This window comes from Planococcus sp. RAB007_Raresut (assembly GCF_057369535.1).
In genome coordinates this window covers 179,866-197,415 of sequence record NZ_JBXYIF010000004.1, presented here as the reverse complement: position 1 = coordinate 197,415, position 17,550 = coordinate 179,866, and the positions used below count along the sequence as shown (strand labels likewise).

General features: G+C 45.6%; 18 protein-coding genes. All 18 read left to right on the top strand.

From position 1 onward, the window contains the following. Nucleotides 1-12: 12 nt before the first annotated feature. The 18 genes from AC2Q9J_RS09760 to AC2Q9J_RS09675 all read left to right on the top strand — a co-directional run bounded on the left by AC2Q9J_RS09760 (nucleotide 13) and on the right by AC2Q9J_RS09675 (nucleotide 17,434). Complete coding sequence (locus AC2Q9J_RS09760; protein ID WP_499039401.1) at nucleotides 13-597, top strand: TIGR01440 family protein; 585 nt, start codon at nucleotides 13-15, stop codon at nucleotides 595-597. Further along, nucleotides 584-1,819, top strand: coding sequence for a serine hydroxymethyltransferase (gene glyA / locus AC2Q9J_RS09755; protein WP_499039399.1), 1,236 nt, complete (start codon nucleotides 584-586; stop codon nucleotides 1,817-1,819). The genes AC2Q9J_RS09760 and glyA overlap by 14 nt, the downstream gene beginning before the upstream one ends. Before the next feature lie 76 nt (nucleotides 1,820-1,895). After that, nucleotides 1,896-4,070 (top strand): EAL domain-containing protein, encoded by a 2,175-nt coding sequence (locus AC2Q9J_RS09750; RefSeq protein WP_499039397.1) that lies wholly within the window; start codon nucleotides 1,896-1,898, stop codon nucleotides 4,068-4,070. 169 nt (nucleotides 4,071-4,239) lie between these two features. Continuing rightward, complete coding sequence (gene upp / locus AC2Q9J_RS09745) at nucleotides 4,240-4,869, top strand: uracil phosphoribosyltransferase (protein ID WP_499039395.1); 630 nt, start codon at nucleotides 4,240-4,242, stop codon at nucleotides 4,867-4,869. A gap of 198 nt (nucleotides 4,870-5,067) precedes the next feature. Next, entirely contained in the window at nucleotides 5,068-6,186 is a 1,119-nt protein-coding gene (gene wecB, locus AC2Q9J_RS09740; protein WP_499039394.1) for a non-hydrolyzing UDP-N-acetylglucosamine 2-epimerase, read from the top strand. A 213-nt stretch (nucleotides 6,187-6,399) separates the two neighbouring features. Next, entirely contained in the window at nucleotides 6,400-6,621 is a 222-nt protein-coding gene (locus AC2Q9J_RS09735) for an AtpZ/AtpI family protein (protein WP_499039392.1), read from the top strand. 4 nt (nucleotides 6,622-6,625) lie between these two features. Next, nucleotides 6,626-6,997, top strand: a complete 372-nt coding sequence (locus AC2Q9J_RS09730; RefSeq protein WP_499039390.1) for an ATP synthase subunit I — start codon at nucleotides 6,626-6,628, stop codon at nucleotides 6,995-6,997. A gap of 27 nt (nucleotides 6,998-7,024) precedes the next feature. Then, nucleotides 7,025-7,741, top strand: a complete 717-nt coding sequence (gene atpB, locus AC2Q9J_RS09725) for a F0F1 ATP synthase subunit A (RefSeq protein ID WP_499039388.1) — start codon at nucleotides 7,025-7,027, stop codon at nucleotides 7,739-7,741. A gap of 65 nt (nucleotides 7,742-7,806) precedes the next feature. Beyond that, nucleotides 7,807-8,022, top strand: coding sequence for a F0F1 ATP synthase subunit C (atpE, locus tag AC2Q9J_RS09720; RefSeq protein WP_499039387.1), 216 nt, complete (start codon nucleotides 7,807-7,809; stop codon nucleotides 8,020-8,022). 164 nt (nucleotides 8,023-8,186) lie between these two features. Further along, nucleotides 8,187-8,708, top strand: coding sequence for a F0F1 ATP synthase subunit B (gene atpF / locus AC2Q9J_RS09715; protein WP_499039385.1), 522 nt, complete (start codon nucleotides 8,187-8,189; stop codon nucleotides 8,706-8,708). Continuing rightward, a complete protein-coding gene (locus AC2Q9J_RS09710) occupies nucleotides 8,705-9,235 on the top strand; it encodes a F0F1 ATP synthase subunit delta (RefSeq protein WP_499039383.1) in 531 nt (176 codons plus the stop codon). Before atpF ends, AC2Q9J_RS09710 begins: the two co-directional genes overlap by 4 nt. Before the next feature lie 28 nt (nucleotides 9,236-9,263). Further along, on the top strand, nucleotides 9,264-10,772 hold the full coding sequence (gene atpA / locus AC2Q9J_RS09705) for a F0F1 ATP synthase subunit alpha (RefSeq protein WP_499039381.1): 1,509 nt from the start codon (nucleotides 9,264-9,266) through the stop codon (nucleotides 10,770-10,772). A gap of 48 nt (nucleotides 10,773-10,820) precedes the next feature. Beyond that, nucleotides 10,821-11,678, top strand: a complete 858-nt coding sequence (atpG, locus tag AC2Q9J_RS09700) for an ATP synthase F1 subunit gamma (RefSeq protein WP_499039379.1) — start codon at nucleotides 10,821-10,823, stop codon at nucleotides 11,676-11,678. Nucleotides 11,679-12,208: 530 nt separating this feature from the next. Next, nucleotides 12,209-13,624 (top strand): F0F1 ATP synthase subunit beta, encoded by a 1,416-nt coding sequence (atpD, locus tag AC2Q9J_RS09695; RefSeq protein WP_101801439.1) that lies wholly within the window; start codon nucleotides 12,209-12,211, stop codon nucleotides 13,622-13,624. A 23-nt stretch (nucleotides 13,625-13,647) separates the two neighbouring features. Beyond that, nucleotides 13,648-14,052, top strand: a complete 405-nt coding sequence (locus AC2Q9J_RS09690; RefSeq protein WP_499039377.1) for a F0F1 ATP synthase subunit epsilon — start codon at nucleotides 13,648-13,650, stop codon at nucleotides 14,050-14,052. Between the two features lie 225 nt (nucleotides 14,053-14,277). Next, entirely contained in the window at nucleotides 14,278-14,511 is a 234-nt protein-coding gene (locus AC2Q9J_RS09685) for a DUF1146 family protein (RefSeq protein ID WP_499039375.1), read from the top strand. A gap of 363 nt (nucleotides 14,512-14,874) precedes the next feature. Continuing rightward, nucleotides 14,875-16,173, top strand: coding sequence for a UDP-N-acetylglucosamine 1-carboxyvinyltransferase (gene murA / locus AC2Q9J_RS09680; RefSeq protein WP_499039373.1), 1,299 nt, complete (start codon nucleotides 14,875-14,877; stop codon nucleotides 16,171-16,173). Nucleotides 16,174-16,444: 271 nt separating this feature from the next. Further along, nucleotides 16,445-17,434 (top strand): rod shape-determining protein, encoded by a 990-nt coding sequence (locus AC2Q9J_RS09675; RefSeq protein ID WP_499039741.1) that lies wholly within the window; start codon nucleotides 16,445-16,447, stop codon nucleotides 17,432-17,434. Nucleotides 17,435-17,550 lie beyond the last annotated feature (116 nt).

Sequence of the window (17,550 nt, the reverse complement as noted above, 5' to 3'; positions counted from 1 at the left end):
GGAGTGGTCAGCATGCAAAGTTTATGGCAATTGCAGCTAGAAGAAACATTGGGTGAACTGGAACAGACAATTGATTTCAGGAAAGGCCAGGTTTTTGTTGTCGGCTGTTCAACTTCCGAAGTGCTCGGACAGCATATCGGCACAGGAGGCGGGCTGGATATTGCGGAAAGCTTGTATGAACCATTGCAGAAATTCGCGGAACGCCATAAGATTTTTCTGGCATTCCAGGGTTGTGAACATATTAACCGCGCGTTGACGATTGAACGGCATGCAGCTGAGAAATACGGCTGGGAGCCGGTATCCGTCATTCCGGTGGCCAAAGCCGGTGGATCGATGAGTGCTTACGCATTCAGTGCTATGCATGATCCCGTAGTGGTAGAGGAAATCAAAGCGCACGCCGGAATCGATATCGGCCAGACAATGATCGGCATGCATTTAAAAAGAGTAGCCGTTCCAGTGCGTACATCTGTTAAACTAATAGGAGATGCGATTGTTTCTGCAGCCACCACCCGTCCGAAATTGATCGGCGGTGAACGAGCCAGCTACAATCGTGAGTTTGTTCAATTACAGGAGGGAAATCAGGATGGATTTGATTAAAGCGCAAGACCAGGCAGTATATGAAGCAATGAATGCGGAAAAAGAACGCCAGGAAGCGAATATCGAACTGATTGCATCAGAAAACTTTGTGTCGCAGGCCGTCATGGATGCGCAAGGCTCTGTATTGACTAATAAATACGCGGAAGGCTACCCGGGCAAACGTTATTACGGGGGCTGTGAATTCGTTGACGTGGTGGAAAATATCGCAAGAGACCGTCTGAAAGAAATTTTCGGCGCGGATCATGCCAATGTCCAGCCGCATTCCGGCTCCCAGGCAAATATGGCCGTTTATACTGCGGTTCTTGAAAAAGGCGATACGATTCTTGGGATGAACTTGAACCACGGCGGACATTTGACGCACGGCAGTAAAGTGAATTTCAGCGGCATGCAATATGATTTCCAGGAATACGGTGTAGATGAAGAAACACAATTGATCGATTATGATAAAGTGCGTGAAGCTGCACTGGAACATAAACCGAAAATGATCGTAGCGGGAGCGAGCGCTTATTCCCGCAAACTTGATTTTGAGAAGTTCCGCGAAATCGCTGATGAAGTCGGTGCTTATCTAATGGTTGATATGGCTCACATCGCTGGCCTTGTTGCAACAGGAGCTCATCCGAATCCGGTGCCTCATGCACATTTCGTGACTTCAACAACTCATAAAACTCTCCGTGGTCCACGCGGCGGTTTGATTCTTTGCAAAGAGGAATTCGCGAAGAAAATCGACAAAACGATTTTCCCTGGAATTCAAGGCGGACCGCTTATGCACGTAATCGCATCAAAAGCGGTAGCATTCGGCGAAGCACAGCAGCCTGAATACAAAGACTACATCGATCAAGTGGTGAAAAATGCCAACGCACTTGCAGAAGGCTTGATGTCTGAAGGCGTTGATATTGTGTCCAAAGGCACCGACAACCACTTAATGCTGATTGACCTGCGTTCATTGAACCTGACAGGGAAAGTAGCGGAGAAAGTTTTGGATGAAGTCGGCATTACAACGAATAAAAACACGATTCCATTCGATCCGGAAAGTCCATTTGTGACGTCAGGGATCCGTCTTGGAACGCCAGCGGTAACATCGCGCGGCTTTAAAGAGCCAGAAATGAAGGAAATCGCATCGATTATTGCGATGCTTCTTAAAAACCCAGAAGATGAAACAGCGAAGAAAGAAGCGGCTGAACGCACAGCTAAATTGACAGCCAGCTTCCCGCTCTATAAATAAGGGAATGCAGCGGCTGTCTGGCAAGGGCAGTCAGCTGCATTTTTCTCCCCATAGATAACGAAAGAAGGGGTACCGGATGCAAAACAGTAAAATAGAAAAAGAAAAGTACATAATTGTGGATTGGCTCAGCCGCCTCGGTGTCGAATTCCAAACCGGTTTCGTTGTCATCAATTCACAACTTGAAGAGCAGCCGATCCTGTATGCCAACCAGGCATTCTACGATATGACGGGATACTCCGAAAACGACGTTTTAGGTGAAAACGGACGTTTTTTGCATGGGGAAAAAACGGACAAGGCCATCAGTGCCAAAATCCGGGAATGCACGTTGTCAGACAAAGCCGATACGTTCGAAATCATTAATTATCATAAAAATAAAAATCCGTTCTGGAACGAAATCACCATACAGCCGATCAGTGTGGATGGCGGAAAGCACAGATATACGTTGATGCTGATGAAAAACATCAACGACCGGAAAAGGGAAGAAGCATTGATCCAACTGCAGCAGGAAGCATATACCGGCATCGAAAAAGGCTATATGCTCGGTTCTTTGCTGGAAAATGTCTGCAGAATCATTGAATCGTTCTTCAAAGACGGCACGACATGCACCATCCTGTTTGTGGATGAAAACGACAAATTCCGTGATGTGGCAGGAAAGTCCATGCCTAAAGGTTTTCGCGATTTCATCGATGGGCAGAAAGCGACTCCTGAATCAGGTTCATGCGGCGCTGCTTTTCACCGGGGAGAGACAGTGATTGTTGAAGATATGCTTGAAGATGAATTATGGGTTGAATACCGCGACATAGCTGAGCAATATGGTTTTGTATCCAGCTGGTCCGTGCCTTTCCTCGACAAGGATGGAAACGCCATCGGTACACTCGGCATTTATTTTCCTTCTATGACAATACCTGATGAGAAAGATTATACTTTCCTGGAAAGAATCGCTCCGACGATTTCCCTGACAGTCAAATATTCCCGCCAGCAGGAAGAAATGCTGAAGCTTGCCTATACCGACCGGACGACCGGACTGCGCAACCGAAATTATTTCATGATCGAATTGGCTTCTTTATTGGAAGAAAATAAAGAAGGGCTTGTCGCCTTCCTGTCAGTGGATGAATACGTCAAAGTGGTGGATCAATACGGACACCGTGCGGGAGATCAATTAATACAGGAAATCGGGAAACGATTCGGTATGGCCACTTCTTCAAAAGAGGCGCTGATTGCACGCTTCTCAGATTCGACGCTGGCACTGGTCAGCCTGATGCCGCTGGACCGGATTCCGGATTACCTCGAGGAGCTGGGCAAATTATTGGCGGAGCCGATCACAGTGCGGGATATGGAATTATTCCTATCACTAAAAACAGGTGTTTCCATCATAACGGCGATGCAGCAGGATGTTGAAGAAATCATCCGTTATGCAGACAGTGCATTATCGAAAGCGAAACTTCGTGCAGGTGAATCCATCTGCTATTACGAAAATGAACACGATGAGTACATGATGCGGAATCTTCGCATAGCCAATGAACTGACTGCAGCCCTGCGCCGTGAAGAAATAAAAGTCCATCTGCAGCCTAAAGTGGATATGCGCACAGGCAAGATATTGAGCTTCGAAGCCTTGGCCCGCTGGAATTCACCGGAACTTGGCAATATCGCTCCGGATGTTTTCATACCGGCAGCTGAAAAGAATGGGAAGATCCGAATACTGGAACAAAATGTATTGAAGCAAGTTATGGAATGGCTGAAAAATCGTCGGGAGCATAACTTGAATCTTCAGCAAGTCGCGATTAATATTTCGGCGGATCATTTCTTCCATCATTCGTTTGTTCCGAATCTGGTGGACATGACAGCGGAATACAACATCGACCGGCGCCTCATCCAACTTGAAATTACAGAACGCATCGGCTTTGTCGATATCGAAGCCGCCAGAAAAATCTTCAAGCAATTGACGAAATACGGCTTCACCAGTTCGGTGGATGATTTCGGCACCGGCTACTCTTCTTTAAGTTATCTGCAGAAGCTGCCGGTCAGTGAGATTAAAATCGACCGGTCCTTCATTTCGAAAATGCATGAAACGGATACGCTTGCCATTGTCCGCACGATCATTCAATTGGCGGAAAACCTGGATATGACCGCAGTGGCGGAAGGCGTGGAAACGGAAGAACAGAAACAGCTGTTGCTGGATCTGGGATGCCACGTTGGCCAGGGATATTATTTTTACCGGCCGATGCCGCTTGAAGATGCCAACCTTTTGTAGACCGGAGCAGATGCTCCGGTTTTTTTATTTGGAATAAAGCCGTGCGGGATTTATAAAAATTGTTGGGCAATTAAAATTTCAGAAAAATTACAATGCTCCCATGAAGGCTCAGAGCCCTTCAATTTCTGTTATACTATTGAAGATAATGTGGAAAAAGGAGAGATACGCCGTGGGAAAAGTATATGTTTTTGATCACCCGCTGATTCAGCATAAACTGACGTACATCCGCGATAAATCGACTGGAACGAAAGAGTTCCGCGAATTGGTGGATGAAATAGCAACATTGATGGCTTTTGAAATAACCCGTGATCTTCCGCTGAAGGAAATTGAAGTGGAAACGCCGGTGCAGATTGCCAAAGCAAATGTATTGGCAGGTAAAAAAATGGCGATCGTACCGATTCTGCGCGCAGGCATCGGAATGGTCGACGGGATTTTGAAACTGATTCCAGCCGCAAAAGTCGGACACATCGGCTTATACCGTGACCCTGAAACGCTGCAGCCTGTCGAGTATTATTTCAAAATGCCTTCGGATATCCAGGAACGTGAGATTATCGTAGTGGATCCGATGCTGGCAACTGGCGGCTCGGCAATCGAAGCTGTCAATTCACTGAAAAAACGCGGAGCGGTGAAAGTCCGTTTCATGTGCATCATTGCGGCACCGGAAGGCGTGGAAGCATTACAGGAAGCGCATCCGGACGTGGATATCTACATCGCGGCACTTGATGAAAAACTGAACGACCACGGCTATATCATTCCAGGTCTTGGAGACGCTGGAGACCGTTTGTTTGGTACTAAATAAAGAAAAGCGACAGCGCCCGTTAAGCTTCGAAAGGCATAAGACGGGATAGCGGAGCGGCGGTTTTTGCCGCATAGCTATACTGGCTTATGACCCGAGGAGCTGGGCCGCTGGAGTCTGGACACCGCAACACCTTTTATATAGACCATCAGTTTTAAGGTTCTATTTTCTTATCCAAATAACAAAGCGAGGCTGATCCTTTTGACGAAGAAGTGGAAAGTGATGACGATCTTCGGTACGCGCCCGGAAGCCATCAAAATGGCGCCGCTTGTACTGGAGCTTCAAAGACATCCTGAAACCATCGAGCCGCTGGTAACTGTCACAGCCCAGCACCGTGAAATGCTCGACCAGGTTCTGGAAACATTTAAAATCACACCGGATTTCGATTTGAATATCATGAAAGACCGTCAGACGCTCGGGGAAGTTACAACCCGTGCACTGGAAGGCCTCGATAAAGTGATGAAAGAAGCGAAACCCGATATTGTGCTGGTCCATGGCGATACCACGACGACTTTTGTTGCGAGTTTGGCGGCATTCTACAATCAGATAGCTGTCGGCCACGTGGAAGCAGGGTTGCGCACGCACAATAAATTCTCTCCTTATCCGGAAGAGATGAACCGCCAGTTGACTGGCGTCATCGCCGATCTTCATTTTGCGCCGACTGAAAAATCGGCACAGAATCTTCTGGCTGAAAACAAAAAAGAAGAAGCTGTCTATATTACGGGCAACACAGCGATCGATGCGCTGCAGACGACTGTAACAGAAACTTATTCGCATCCGATCCTTGAAAAAATCGGCAGCGACCGTATGATTCTGTTGACGGCTCACCGCCGTGAAAATTTAGGCCAGCCAATGCGCAATATGTTCCGCGCGATCAAGCGCCTGATCGAAGAGCATGACGACATCCAAGTTGTTTATCCGGTTCACATGAATCCTGCCGTGCGTGAAGTAGCGGATGAAGTGCTTGGCCGCGACCCGCGCATCCATTTGATCGAACCGCTTGAAGTGTTGGATTTCCATAACTTCGCTGCGCGTTCCTACATTATATTGACGGATTCGGGCGGTATTCAGGAAGAGGCGCCGTCACTGGGCAAACCGGTACTTGTGCTTCGCGATACGACTGAACGTCCGGAAGGCATCGACGCCGGAACATTGAAGCTCGCTGGAACAGATGAAGAGACGATTTATGGGCTGGCGAAAGAGCTGTTGACAGATGAAGCGGCTTATAAAGCGATGTCACATGCATCAAATCCATACGGCGACGGCAAGGCATCGGTACGGATTGTCGAAGCGCTTCATCAGTATTTCGACGCCAAATAAATTATTTGTGAATTTTTGTCCACAATATGTCGGGGTAAATTTGCTTGTGAAGTTTTTCACTTCTATCAATTGACATGATTTTACCCCTATTGTATGCTTACAAAGGGTATGCATGAGAAGGTTTTTTTACATAATTTTTTATGGTAAAAGCCTGATGCGACTGCTCTTTTTTAGGGGTAAAATGTCAAATCAACGAATTTCGAGGGGTTTATCATGCACCCGAAAAAAAGTCCCTTACAAGCGATGGCACTTTACAGCGCCATCCTCTCACAACTTGTCGGGTCCGTACTCATCGGTGCGTTCACAGGTATGTGGCTCGATGATCAGTTCGGAACCGCCCCGCTATTTCTGGTCATCTGCCTTCTCGCAGGCATCTCAGCAGGCGTCTGGGCAATGCTTCAGACCGTCCGAAAATTCGAATCAGGAGACAAGTAAAAAAATGGATGGACTCAGGGAGATTTTCACAAGACTGAAAAGGATAATCATTTTTATCCTCGCAATATGTGTGCTCGGTTGGGGATTCACCCCGTACCAGGACATCTTTGCGGGTCTGATCATCGGAACTTTGTTCGGCATTTATAATATGTGGATACTGGTTCGCCGGATGGACAAATTTGACCGGGCGGTGGCTGAAGGCTCGAAAGTTCGTTCCCTTGGAACGGCATTACGGTTTGCATCAGGTGTTGCAGCTGTTGCGATTGCGATATTGTTCGCAGAGCACATTCACTTGGTCAGTACGGTAATTGGATTGATGATTCCTTATATCCTGCTTTTGGCAGAGAGAATCATCTATCACGTGAAACACCATTAAGAATGTGGAAAGAGAGGTGAAACTATCGTGGATCATGGAGCTCCTATGTGGCAAGATCCGCTGTTCGGTGTTTGGTTTAACTTATCCAACGTTATGATGCTTATCGTAGCCGCTCTTATCGTGTTCCTCATCGCATTCTTTGCAACGCGGAACTTAAAGCTGAAACCGACTGGGATGCAAAACTTCATGGAATGGATCATGGATTTCGTGAAGGGTATCATAAAGAGCAATATGGACTGGAGAGACGGTGGGCGATTCCATGTACTCGGAATCACACTGCTTATGTTCATATTCGTCTCGAATATGCTGGGTCTGCCATTCTCAATCATTGTCAACGGAGATCTTTGGTGGAAATCACCTACAGCTGATCCGACTGTCACAATGACACTCGCAGCAACAATCATCATCTTGAGCCATTATTATGGCATCAAGCAAAAAGGTTTGAAAAATTATGGAGCGGATTATCTGAAGCCGATGCCATTCCTGTTCCCGTTGAAGATCATCGAGGAATTTGCGAATACGCTGACACTTGGTCTGCGTCTTTACGGTAACATCTTTGCCGGTGAAATCCTTTTGGGATTACTGGCAGGTTTAGGTGGAGCAGGTATATTCGGGTTTGCCGCAGCCGCGCTTCCAATGATGGCTTGGCAAGGATTCTCGATCTTTATCGGGGCTATCCAGGCATTCATTTTCGTTATGTTGACAATGGTTTATATTTCGCATAAAGTTGCCGACGACCATTGAGATAAAATCGCCTTAATCGGCGGCAAAAAACAAAAAAACAATTATCCTGAGGAGGACATTTTAAAATGGGTTTATTAGCAGCAGCAATTGCAGTAGGTTTAGCAGCACTAGGTGCAGGTATTGGTAACGGTCTTATCGTTTCGAAAACAGTTGAAGGTATCGCTCGCCAGCCAGAAGCTCGTGGCGTTCTTCAAACAACAATGTTCATCGGTGTTGCTTTGGTAGAGGCACTTCCTATCATCGCAGTAGTTATCGCGTTCATCGTTATGAACCGTCCATAATTTATTTAATGATAAAAAGCTAAATGGCGAGAATGCTTCGGCATGTTTTTCGCCATTTACGCTTGTTATGAATCATTTTACAACCGAAAAATCATCTTGCAGCAATTAAAGATCTTACTATAGAAGAAACGTACTTTTAGGCTCTTGAAGGGAGTGAAACAATCGTGTTTTTTGATCACCTCGTACTCGGTGCTACCGGGGAGTTTTTGAATGTTGGAGATATCGCAGCAACGTTGATCGTGTTTATCGCATTGATGTTGCTATTGAAAAAATTCGCATGGGGACCTTTGATGGGCGTAATGCAGGAACGTGAAGACTTGATCGCAAGTGAAATCGAAACTGCTGAAAACAGCCGTCTGGAATCCAAGAAAATGCTTGAAGAACAGCGCAACCTTCTGAAAGATGCGCGCACACAAGCACAGGAAATCGTAGAGAACGCCAAAAAGCAAGGCGAAGTTTCGCGTGAGGAAATCATCACGACGGCACGCGCTGAAGCTGGACGCATGAAAGATGCGGCGGTTCTTGAGATTGCCAACGAAAGAGACAAAGCGATTTCGGCAGTTCGTGAAGAAGTTGTGGCATTGTCATTGCTTGCAGCTACGAAAGTGCTTGAAAAAGAAATCTCTGAGGAAGACAACCGCCAGTTGATTAATGAAACGATTGCGAAGGCAGGCGAAGTGCAATGAGTCAGGCTGCAGAACGCTATGCTTTAGCATTGTTCCAAACGGCGCAGAAACATCAGGTTACTGCTGAAGTAGAACAGGACCTGCGCGAAGTCAAAAAAGTCTTCGCTACCACTCCTGAACTTTATCAACTGATGGTTTCACCGAAATTATCATCTGAAAAAAGAATCAACCTGATCAATGAATTGTTCAAGCAAGGCAATCAATACGTGATTAACACAATCCAATTGATTGCTGAGCGCGGACGTTTGAATGAAGTAGGGGACTTGGTCGATGCTTACATCAGCCTGTCCAACGATGCACAGGGAATCCAGGATGCAAAAGTTTACTCAACTCGTCCTTTGACAGAAGAGGAACGCACTTCGATTTCCACTGTGTTTGCACAAAAAGTAGGTAAACAGGCATTGCGAATTGAAAACATCGTAGATCCATCGTTAATCGGCGGATTGCGTCTTCAAATCGGAAACCGCATCTATGACAGCAGCGTCAGCACGAAATTGGCTCGCCTGCAGCGTCAATTGATCGGTTAATTAATGAAATTATGAGAGGGTGACATACATGAGCATCAAAGCTGAAGAAATCAGCGGTCTGATTAAAGCGCAGATTGAAAATTACCAATCAGAGATGAAAGTTGACGACGTCGGTACAGTAATCACAGTTGGTGATGGTATCGCTCGCGCTCATGGCCTCGACAACGTCATGGCTGGAGAACTTGTTGAGTTCTCTACTGGTGTATTGGGTATGGCACAAAACTTGGAAGCCAATAATGTTGGTATCATCATCCTTGGGCCATTCGCAGACATCAAAGAAGGCGATGAAGTGCGTCGTACGGGCCGTATTATGGAAGTACCGGTAGGAGAAGAACTTATCGGACGTGTAGTAAATCCGCTTGGACAGCCAGTTGACGGCTTAGGCCCGATCAACACTACGAAATCCCGTCCAATCGAAAGCCCTGCACAAGGGGTTATGGCACGTAAATCTGTTCATGAACCACTTCAAACAGGTATCAAAGCGATTGACGCACTAGTGCCAATCGGTCGCGGACAACGCGAATTGATCATTGGTGACCGCCAGACTGGTAAAACATCTGTAGCGATCGATACAATTTTGAACCAAGCTGACCAGGACATGATCTGTATCTATGTTGCTATCGGACAAAAAGAATCAACTGTACGTAACGTAGTTGAAACTTTCCGTAAAAATGGCGCTTTGGACTACACAATCGTCGTGACGGCATCTGCTTCACAGCCGGCACCATTATTGTACCTTGCTCCTTACGCTGGTATCACTATGGCCGAAGAATTCATGTTCGAAGGCAAACACGTTCTTATCGTCTATGATGATTTGACAAAACAAGCATCAGCATATCGTGAACTTTCACTATTGCTTCGTCGTCCTCCGGGCCGTGAAGCTTACCCAGGTGACGTATTCTACTTGCACTCACGCCTTCTTGAGCGTGCAGCGAAGTTGAACGAAACTCTTGGTGCAGGTTCAATCACAGCATTGCCGTTCGTTGAAACGCAAGCTGGCGATATCTCTGCTTATATCCCAACAAACGTAATCTCAATCACTGACGGACAAATCTTCCTTCAGTCTGATCTATTCTTCTCGGGTGTACGCCCAGCGATAAACGCGGGTCTTTCTGTATCACGTGTTGGTGGTTCAGCTCAGATCAAAGCGATGAAGAAAGTTGCGGGTACGCTGCGTCTTGACTTGGCGGCATTCCGTGAACTTGAATCATTCTCTCAATTCGGTTCTGACCTTGACGCTGCTACAGCTGCTAAGCTTGAGCGCGGTAAACGGACTGTTGAAGTTCTGAAACAGGACTTGAACAACCCGATCAAAGTTGAGAAACAAGTTGTTATCTTCTATGCATTGACAAAAGGCTTCCTTGACGATATTGCAATCAAAGATATCTCCCGTTTCGAAGCTGAGTTGACTAGCTGGTTGGATACAAACCACACAGAAGTTTTGGAAACTATCCGCACTACGAAAGGTTTGCCTTCTGACGAAGCATTTGGCGCGGCAATCAACGATTTCAAACGCACATTCGCAAAATCAGAGTAAGCATTTCAGCAGGATCAGAAGAAAAAATAATAAGGTGGTGAAATACCAGTGGCATCTTTACGCGACATAAAAAACCGAATTACGTCAACGAAGAAAACAAGCCAAATTACAAGAGCCATGCAAATGGTTTCTGCTTCTAAATTGAACCGTGCCGAGATGAATGCGAAAGCATTCGTTCCGTACATGGCGAAAATACAGGACGTCGTAGCTTCAATAGCTGCCGGATCGAATGACGCAAGCCATCCGATGATGACAACACGCCCAGTGAACAAAACCGCATACCTTGTAATCACATCTGACCGTGGGTTGGTTGGCGGATACAACAGTAACATCTTGCGTACTGTGAGCAATAAAATCCGTGAACGCCATACGTCGAACGATGAATTTGTTATCCTGAGCATTGGCCGTAAAGGTCGGGATTTCTTTGCGAAACAAGGGATGACCATCCTGGAAAGCACAATCGCGCTTCCAGACCACCCATCATTTGCTGACATCAAAGAAATTACGCGCAAAGCTGTTGGTATGTTCTCAGAAGGTGCATATGACGAAGTTTATATGTACTATAATCACTTTGTCTCAGCTATTCAGCAGGAAGTCACTGAAACGAAGGTACTGCCTTTGACGGATATCAAGCCGACTGGAGCGACTTCTTCTTACGAATTCGATCCATCTGCTGAAGCAATCCTGGAAGTTCTTCTTCCACAATACGCAGAAAGCCTGATTTTTGGTGCCGTTCTTGACGGCAAAGCAAGTGAACATGCGGCTTCAATGACAGCAATGAAGAGCGCGACCGACAATGCGTCCGAATTGATCGACGGATTGACACTATCATACAACCGTGCCCGCCAGGCTGCGATCACTCAGGAAATCACTGAAATCGTCGGTGGGGCAGCGGCACTAGAGTAAAAAAATTTTTGGTCTATATAAATTGGTTTAACGATTCAACACTAATCTGACGCTTGGCGCTTTGGACAAGGCTCCCGCAATAAGCCGAGAAAACCACTCGTCTTATTGCTCCGCCCAGTCCTGAACCGCGCCGGCGCTTAGAAAGTGACTTTTTCAGAGCCAGTCTCTAAGATATGAAGCAAAATAGCGAAGACGCCATGGTGACCAAGCGAAGTGCTGAGATCCACTCGGGCGAAGTGCAACGAGCCCGAGTTAGCTCAGTGCTAGCCAAGTCTTGACCGACGCCTGCGAGGGCAAGGCTTTGCGACGAAGCTAGCGAAGCGATGCAGGAGCAGCTTTAAAATCGTGCTCCTGCAGTGCTGCGCACTTCGTCGCAAAGACAGTATCCGTGCAGGACACGTCTACTGTCTTCGAAGCTGTTTTGCGTAATATCGGCTATGTTGAATCATTACTTCTAATTATTTGGATAAGATAAATTTAATTTAAATAAAAGATATAGTTTCAATAAAAGTAAGACAGGAGGGAATAGCATGAACACAGGACACGTTCTTCAAGTTATGGGTCCGGTTGTAGACATCAAGTTTGCCGATGGCCATCTTCCAGAAATCTACAACGCCCTAACTGTAAAAATTGATCGTCCCGGTCAGGCAGTAGTTACTTTGACTTTAGAAGTAGCATTGCACCTTGGCGACGACACTGTTCGTACGATTGCGATGGAATCCACTGATGGATTGCAGCGTGGATCGGTTGTAACCGATTTGGGCAGCGCTATTACTGTTCCAGTTGGAGAAGTAACACTAGGCCGCGTATTTAACGTACTTGGTGAAGTAATCGACTTAGGTGAAGAAATCCCGGCAACTGAACGCCGCGACCCGATTCACCGTTCAGCACCTACATTTGAGCATCTTTCCACAGAAGTTCAAATTCTTGAAACAGGTATCAAAGTTGTTGACTTGCTTGCCCCTTACATCAAAGGTGGTAAAATCGGTCTCTTCGGTGGTGCCGGTGTAGGTAAAACAGTTCTTATCCAGGAACTGATCAACAACATCGCTCAAGAGCACGGCGGTCTTTCTGTATTCGCCGGTGTTGGTGAGCGTACACGCGAAGGAAATGACTTATTCCACGAGATGAGCGATTCCGGCGTTATCAAGAAAACTGCAATGGTCTTCGGCCAAATGAACGAGCCGCCTGGCGCACGTATGCGTGTAGCTTTGTCCGGTTTGACAATGGCTGAATATTTCCGTGACGAACAAGGCGCGGACGTACTATTGTTCATCGATAATATTTTCCGCTTCACTCAAGCAGGTTCTGAGGTATCAGCGTTACTTGGCCGTATGCCATCTGCCGTTGGTTACCAGCCGACACTTGCTACTGAGATGGGTCAATTGCAGGAACGTATTACGACTACAAGCACTGGTTCTGTAACATCAATTCAAGCGATCTATGTACCAGCCGATGACTATACGGATCCGGCTCCTGCTACAACTTTCGCCCACTTGGATGCTACAACTAACCTTGAGCGTAAACTTTCTGAAATGGGTATCTACCCAGCGGTGGATCCACTTGCTTCGACTTCACGCGCATTGTCGCCTGAAATCGTTGGAGAAGAACATTATGCAGTTTCCCGTCAAGTTCAGGAAACGCTTCAGCGTTACCGTGAACTACAGGATATCATTGCAATCCTTGGTATGGATGAGTTGAGCGATGAAGACAAGTTAACGGTTAACCGTGCTCGTCGCGTTCAAAACTTCCTATCTCAAAACTTCCACGTGGCTGAGCAGTTTACAGGCCAAAAAGGTTCTTATGTACCGGTTCAAGAAACAATCAAAGGATTCCAGGAAATCCTTGCCGGTAAATACGATCACTTGCCTGAAGATGCTTTCCGTTTGGTAGGTCGCATTGAAGATGTAATCGCCAAAGCTAAAGGCATGGGCGTAGAAGTCTAAATCAGGGACCAGGAGGGGAAAAAATGAAGACCATTACAGTCAATATTGTCACTCCCGACGGCCCGGTATACGATTCAGAAGTCTCCATGGTAATTGCGGTTACAGCTTCCGGTGAAATGGGCGTCCTGCCCGGTCACATCCCGACAGTAGCACCTCTTGGAATCGGCGCAGTCCGATTGAAGAAAGAAAACTCGACGGAATTGGTTGCTGTAAGCGGCGGATTCCTTGAAATTCGTCCTGAAAAAGTAACGATTCTTGCCCAGTCAGCAGAACGTGCGACTGAAATCGATGTCGCTCGCGCTCAAGAATCAGCTAAACGTGCAGAAGCGTTGCTACAGGCGAAAAAAGATGAAGTCGACTTCAAGCGGGCTGAGCTTGCTTTGAAGCGTGCGATGAATCGTATCAACGTTTATGAGGGTAATGTTTAGTATAGAAAAGCGGAAACGGCCGCACAGCTCCGACAGGCTTAAGTTGAATTTCCGAAGCGGCGTTCTTTGCCGCACAGGAAGGGCAGCTTAAGTCCGAGGAGTTGGCCGTTGGAGTCTAGACACAGAAAAGCGACAGACAATGTATAAAGCGGACAAAAGTTATCCTAACTTTTGCCCGCTTTTTCTATAATTAATAAATCTATTCACTTGGAAAGGAAGATCCTGATGGAACAAATGATTGGCCAACAGGCAATAATCTCTATCTTTAGCCATATCTTTTTTACGGGCGTAGCTTTTTATGCATTGCGCGCTATGACTTTTGAAAATTGGATCCGAAAAAATCATGTGCTGCAGGCGCAAATACTTTATATTTTCCTCAGCATTGCTTTAGGTACAATGGTTTCAACGTTCTTTTTGAATATATCTTCATGGTCCAGACAATTGCCATATCTGTTTTAAGAGTTGGAAAATCGTCGTGTTTCTACCTGGTGGGAACAGGCCAATTTGCCAAACCTTAGGTATTTCCCGGGAAATAAATTCAAAAACCATGTTTATTTTCCTATATACGGGGAAAATATTCACTGTAATCAAATTGTAATATAAAGTGAAAGTCGACGGACACAAATCAAAGGTTTATCACGAATCATATAAACAAGCAGATAATATTTTAAAAAAATAATCTGCGAGATACTTGTTATTTTAATAAAATACGGGTATCATAGTAAAGGTTTTGTTTCTAAATAATGACATTGGACTTTTAAACGATTTATATACATTTTGCAGATTATATTACAGATTATTTTACACATGGAGGGCGTTTCAGTGGAACAGATCATTGTAAGAGGCGGTAACAAATTAAACGGTAAAGTACGAGTGGAAGGGGCTAAGAATGCAGTTCTTCCAGTCCTGGCCGGCGCATTGCTCGCAGGTACAGGGAAAAGCATCATAAAGGAAGTTCCGCATTTGGCGGATGTCTATACGATTCAGGAAGTTTTAAAGAGCTTGAACGTTGGCATTGAATACTTCCCGGAAAAGAATGAAATGCATATCGATTCATCTTCAACTTTATCAAGTGAAGCTCAATTCGAATACGTTAGAAAAATGAGAGCTTCTATTTTGGTTATGGGACCGCTTCTTGCACGCAATGGTTTTGCACGTGTGGCGCTTCCAGGTGGATGTGCGATTGGATCACGTCCAATTGAACTTCATTTGAAAGGCTTTGAAGCGATGGGCGCTAAAATCACATTCGGCAACGGCTTCGTAGAAGCTGATGTCAATGGCAGATTGCGCGGCGCTAAAATATACTTGGATTTCCCAAGTGTAGGAGCTACTGAAAATATTATGACGGCGGCAGCGTTGGCAGATGGAGTTACAATCATCGAAAACGCGGCGAAGGAGCCGGAGATTGTTGACTTGGCTACTTACATCAACGAAATGGGCGGAAAAGTGATTGGTGCAGGTACAGACACGATCCGTATCGAAGGCGTTGAGGAATTGAACGGCGCTGAGCATTACATCATTCCTGACCGTGTTGAAGCTGGTACTTTCATGGTGGCAGCAGCAATCACAGAAGGTGACATAACGATTGAAAATGCAGTACCTGAACATATGGCAGCATTGATTTCAAAACTTGGCGAAATGGGTGTGCGCATCGAAGAAACGGATGACGGCCTTCGTATACGGGCATCACGTCCATTGCGCTCCATCGATATCAAGACAATGCCGCATCCAGGATTCCCTACAGACATGCAGTCGCAGATGATGTCATTGATGCTGACTGCGAAAGGCAACGGAATTCTGACAGAAACAGTTTTCGAAAACCGTTTCATGCACGTGGAAGAGTTTCGCCGCATGAATGCTTCCGTTAAAATTGAAGGGCGTTCAGTTATCATGGAAGGGCCTTCTAAATTGCAGGGCGCAGAAGTTTCAGCTACAGACCTTCGGGCAGCAGCAGCATTGATCTTGGCTGGACTTGCCGCAGAAGGAATTACAAGAGTAAATGAATTACAGCATTTGGATCGTGGATACGTTGACTTTCATAAGAAACTTGCATCGCTTGGCGCGGATATTGAACGTGTCATCACAGAAGAAGCACCTGTCATGGAAGAGCAAACGGTCTAATTCCATTATAATAATATCAAACCCGGAAGCGCACTCGCGTTTCCGGGTTTTTATTTGCCTATATGAGTATTTCCCGGGGAATGAAATACTGATAAACAAACCTATTAGAGAATACTGATTGCTAAAAACAAAGTTTTCTTAAAATAGCATGCATTCTTCCTAAATATTATGTAGCATAGTGAATCTTTGTGTTAAAATATTCAGTTAGGAGAGTCTTTATATAGAGAGATACATAATAGAAGTACCATTACCGGAAGGGGTAGCAGGAATGTTGTTTTCAAGAGATATAGGGATTGATTTAGGAACGGCAAATGTTCTGATTTATGTAAAAGGCAAAGGGGTTATATTAAATGAACCTTCTGTCGTTGCAATGGATCGGAAAACAAATCAAGTGATTGCTGTAGGGGAAGAAGCAAGAAAAATGATAGGCCGCACACCGGCGAATATAATTGCTGTAAGACCTTTGAAAGATGGGGTCATCGCGGATTTTGACGTTACAGAAATTATGTTGAAGTATTTTATAGAACGGTTGAAAGTCAGAGGTTTCATGAACAAGCCGCGTATTCTTATTTGCTGCCCGACCAATGTAACAAGCGTTGAACAAAAGGCGATACGCGAAGCAGCGGAAAAATCCGGCGGCAAAAAAGTTTACCTCGAGGAAGAGCCGAAAGTTGCTGCGATTGGAGCCGGAATGGATATTTACCAGCCGACTGGAAATATGGTCGTTGATATCGGTGGCGGAACAACTGACGTAGCAGTTCTTTCAATGGGTGATATTGTAACCAGCGAATCCATTAAAGTGGCTGGAGATGTATTCGACAATGATATTCTTCAATATGTGAAAAAACATTATAAATTGTTGATCGGTGAACGAACAGCTGAAAACATTAAAATCGAAATAGGAACTGTCTTTAAAGGCAGCCGTAAAGACGAAATGGAAGTCCGTGGACGTGATATGGTTACAGGTCTTCCGCGCGTCATCACCATCCATTCGGAAGAAATTGAATTGGCTCTGCGCGAATCGGTCAATATGATCGTAGCCTCAGCCAAGAATGTATTAGAAAAGACACCGCCTGAATTATCGGCGGATATCATCGACAGAGGCGTCATATTGACTGGCGGAGGCGCGATGCTGCATGGCATCGAGCAATTACTGGCAGAAGAATTGAAGGTGCCCGTATTCATTTCAGAAGATCCGATGAATAGTGTCGCAATCGGCACAGGCATCATGTTGGATAGCCTTTCACGCAAAAGGAGATAAATATCTTTCCATTTTTAATTGTGTACACCAACCTCATTTTTTTAGTATAATGACAACATAGTGAAATCTTGCTAGTGCGGAATCGCAATAGAATTGTGGATGCGGATTGCTCTTGG

Bases quoted from the DNA above. Each gene is read 5' to 3' on its own strand.
- AC2Q9J_RS09690 (WP_499039377.1), top strand. From the start codon at position 13,648: ATGAAGACCATTACAGTCAATATTGTCACTCCCGACGGCCCGGTATAC.
- AC2Q9J_RS09750 (WP_499039397.1), top strand. From the start codon at position 1,896: ATGCAAAACAGTAAAATAGAAAAAGAAAAGTACATAATTGTGGATTGG.
- AC2Q9J_RS09710 (WP_499039383.1), top strand. From the start codon at position 8,705: ATGAGTCAGGCTGCAGAACGCTATGCTTTAGCATTGTTCCAAACGGCG.
- atpD (WP_101801439.1), top strand. From the start codon at position 12,209: ATGAACACAGGACACGTTCTTCAAGTTATGGGTCCGGTTGTAGACATC.
- AC2Q9J_RS09735 (WP_499039392.1), top strand. From the start codon at position 6,400: ATGCACCCGAAAAAAAGTCCCTTACAAGCGATGGCACTTTACAGCGCC.
- AC2Q9J_RS09730 (WP_499039390.1), top strand. From the start codon at position 6,626: ATGGATGGACTCAGGGAGATTTTCACAAGACTGAAAAGGATAATCATT.
- atpA (WP_499039381.1), top strand. From the start codon at position 9,264: ATGAGCATCAAAGCTGAAGAAATCAGCGGTCTGATTAAAGCGCAGATT.
- atpE (WP_499039387.1), top strand. From the start codon at position 7,807: ATGGGTTTATTAGCAGCAGCAATTGCAGTAGGTTTAGCAGCACTAGGT.
- AC2Q9J_RS09685 (WP_499039375.1), top strand. From the start codon at position 14,278: ATGGAACAAATGATTGGCCAACAGGCAATAATCTCTATCTTTAGCCAT.
- AC2Q9J_RS09760 (WP_499039401.1), top strand. From the start codon at position 13: ATGCAAAGTTTATGGCAATTGCAGCTAGAAGAAACATTGGGTGAACTG.
- glyA (WP_499039399.1), top strand. From the start codon at position 584: ATGGATTTGATTAAAGCGCAAGACCAGGCAGTATATGAAGCAATGAAT.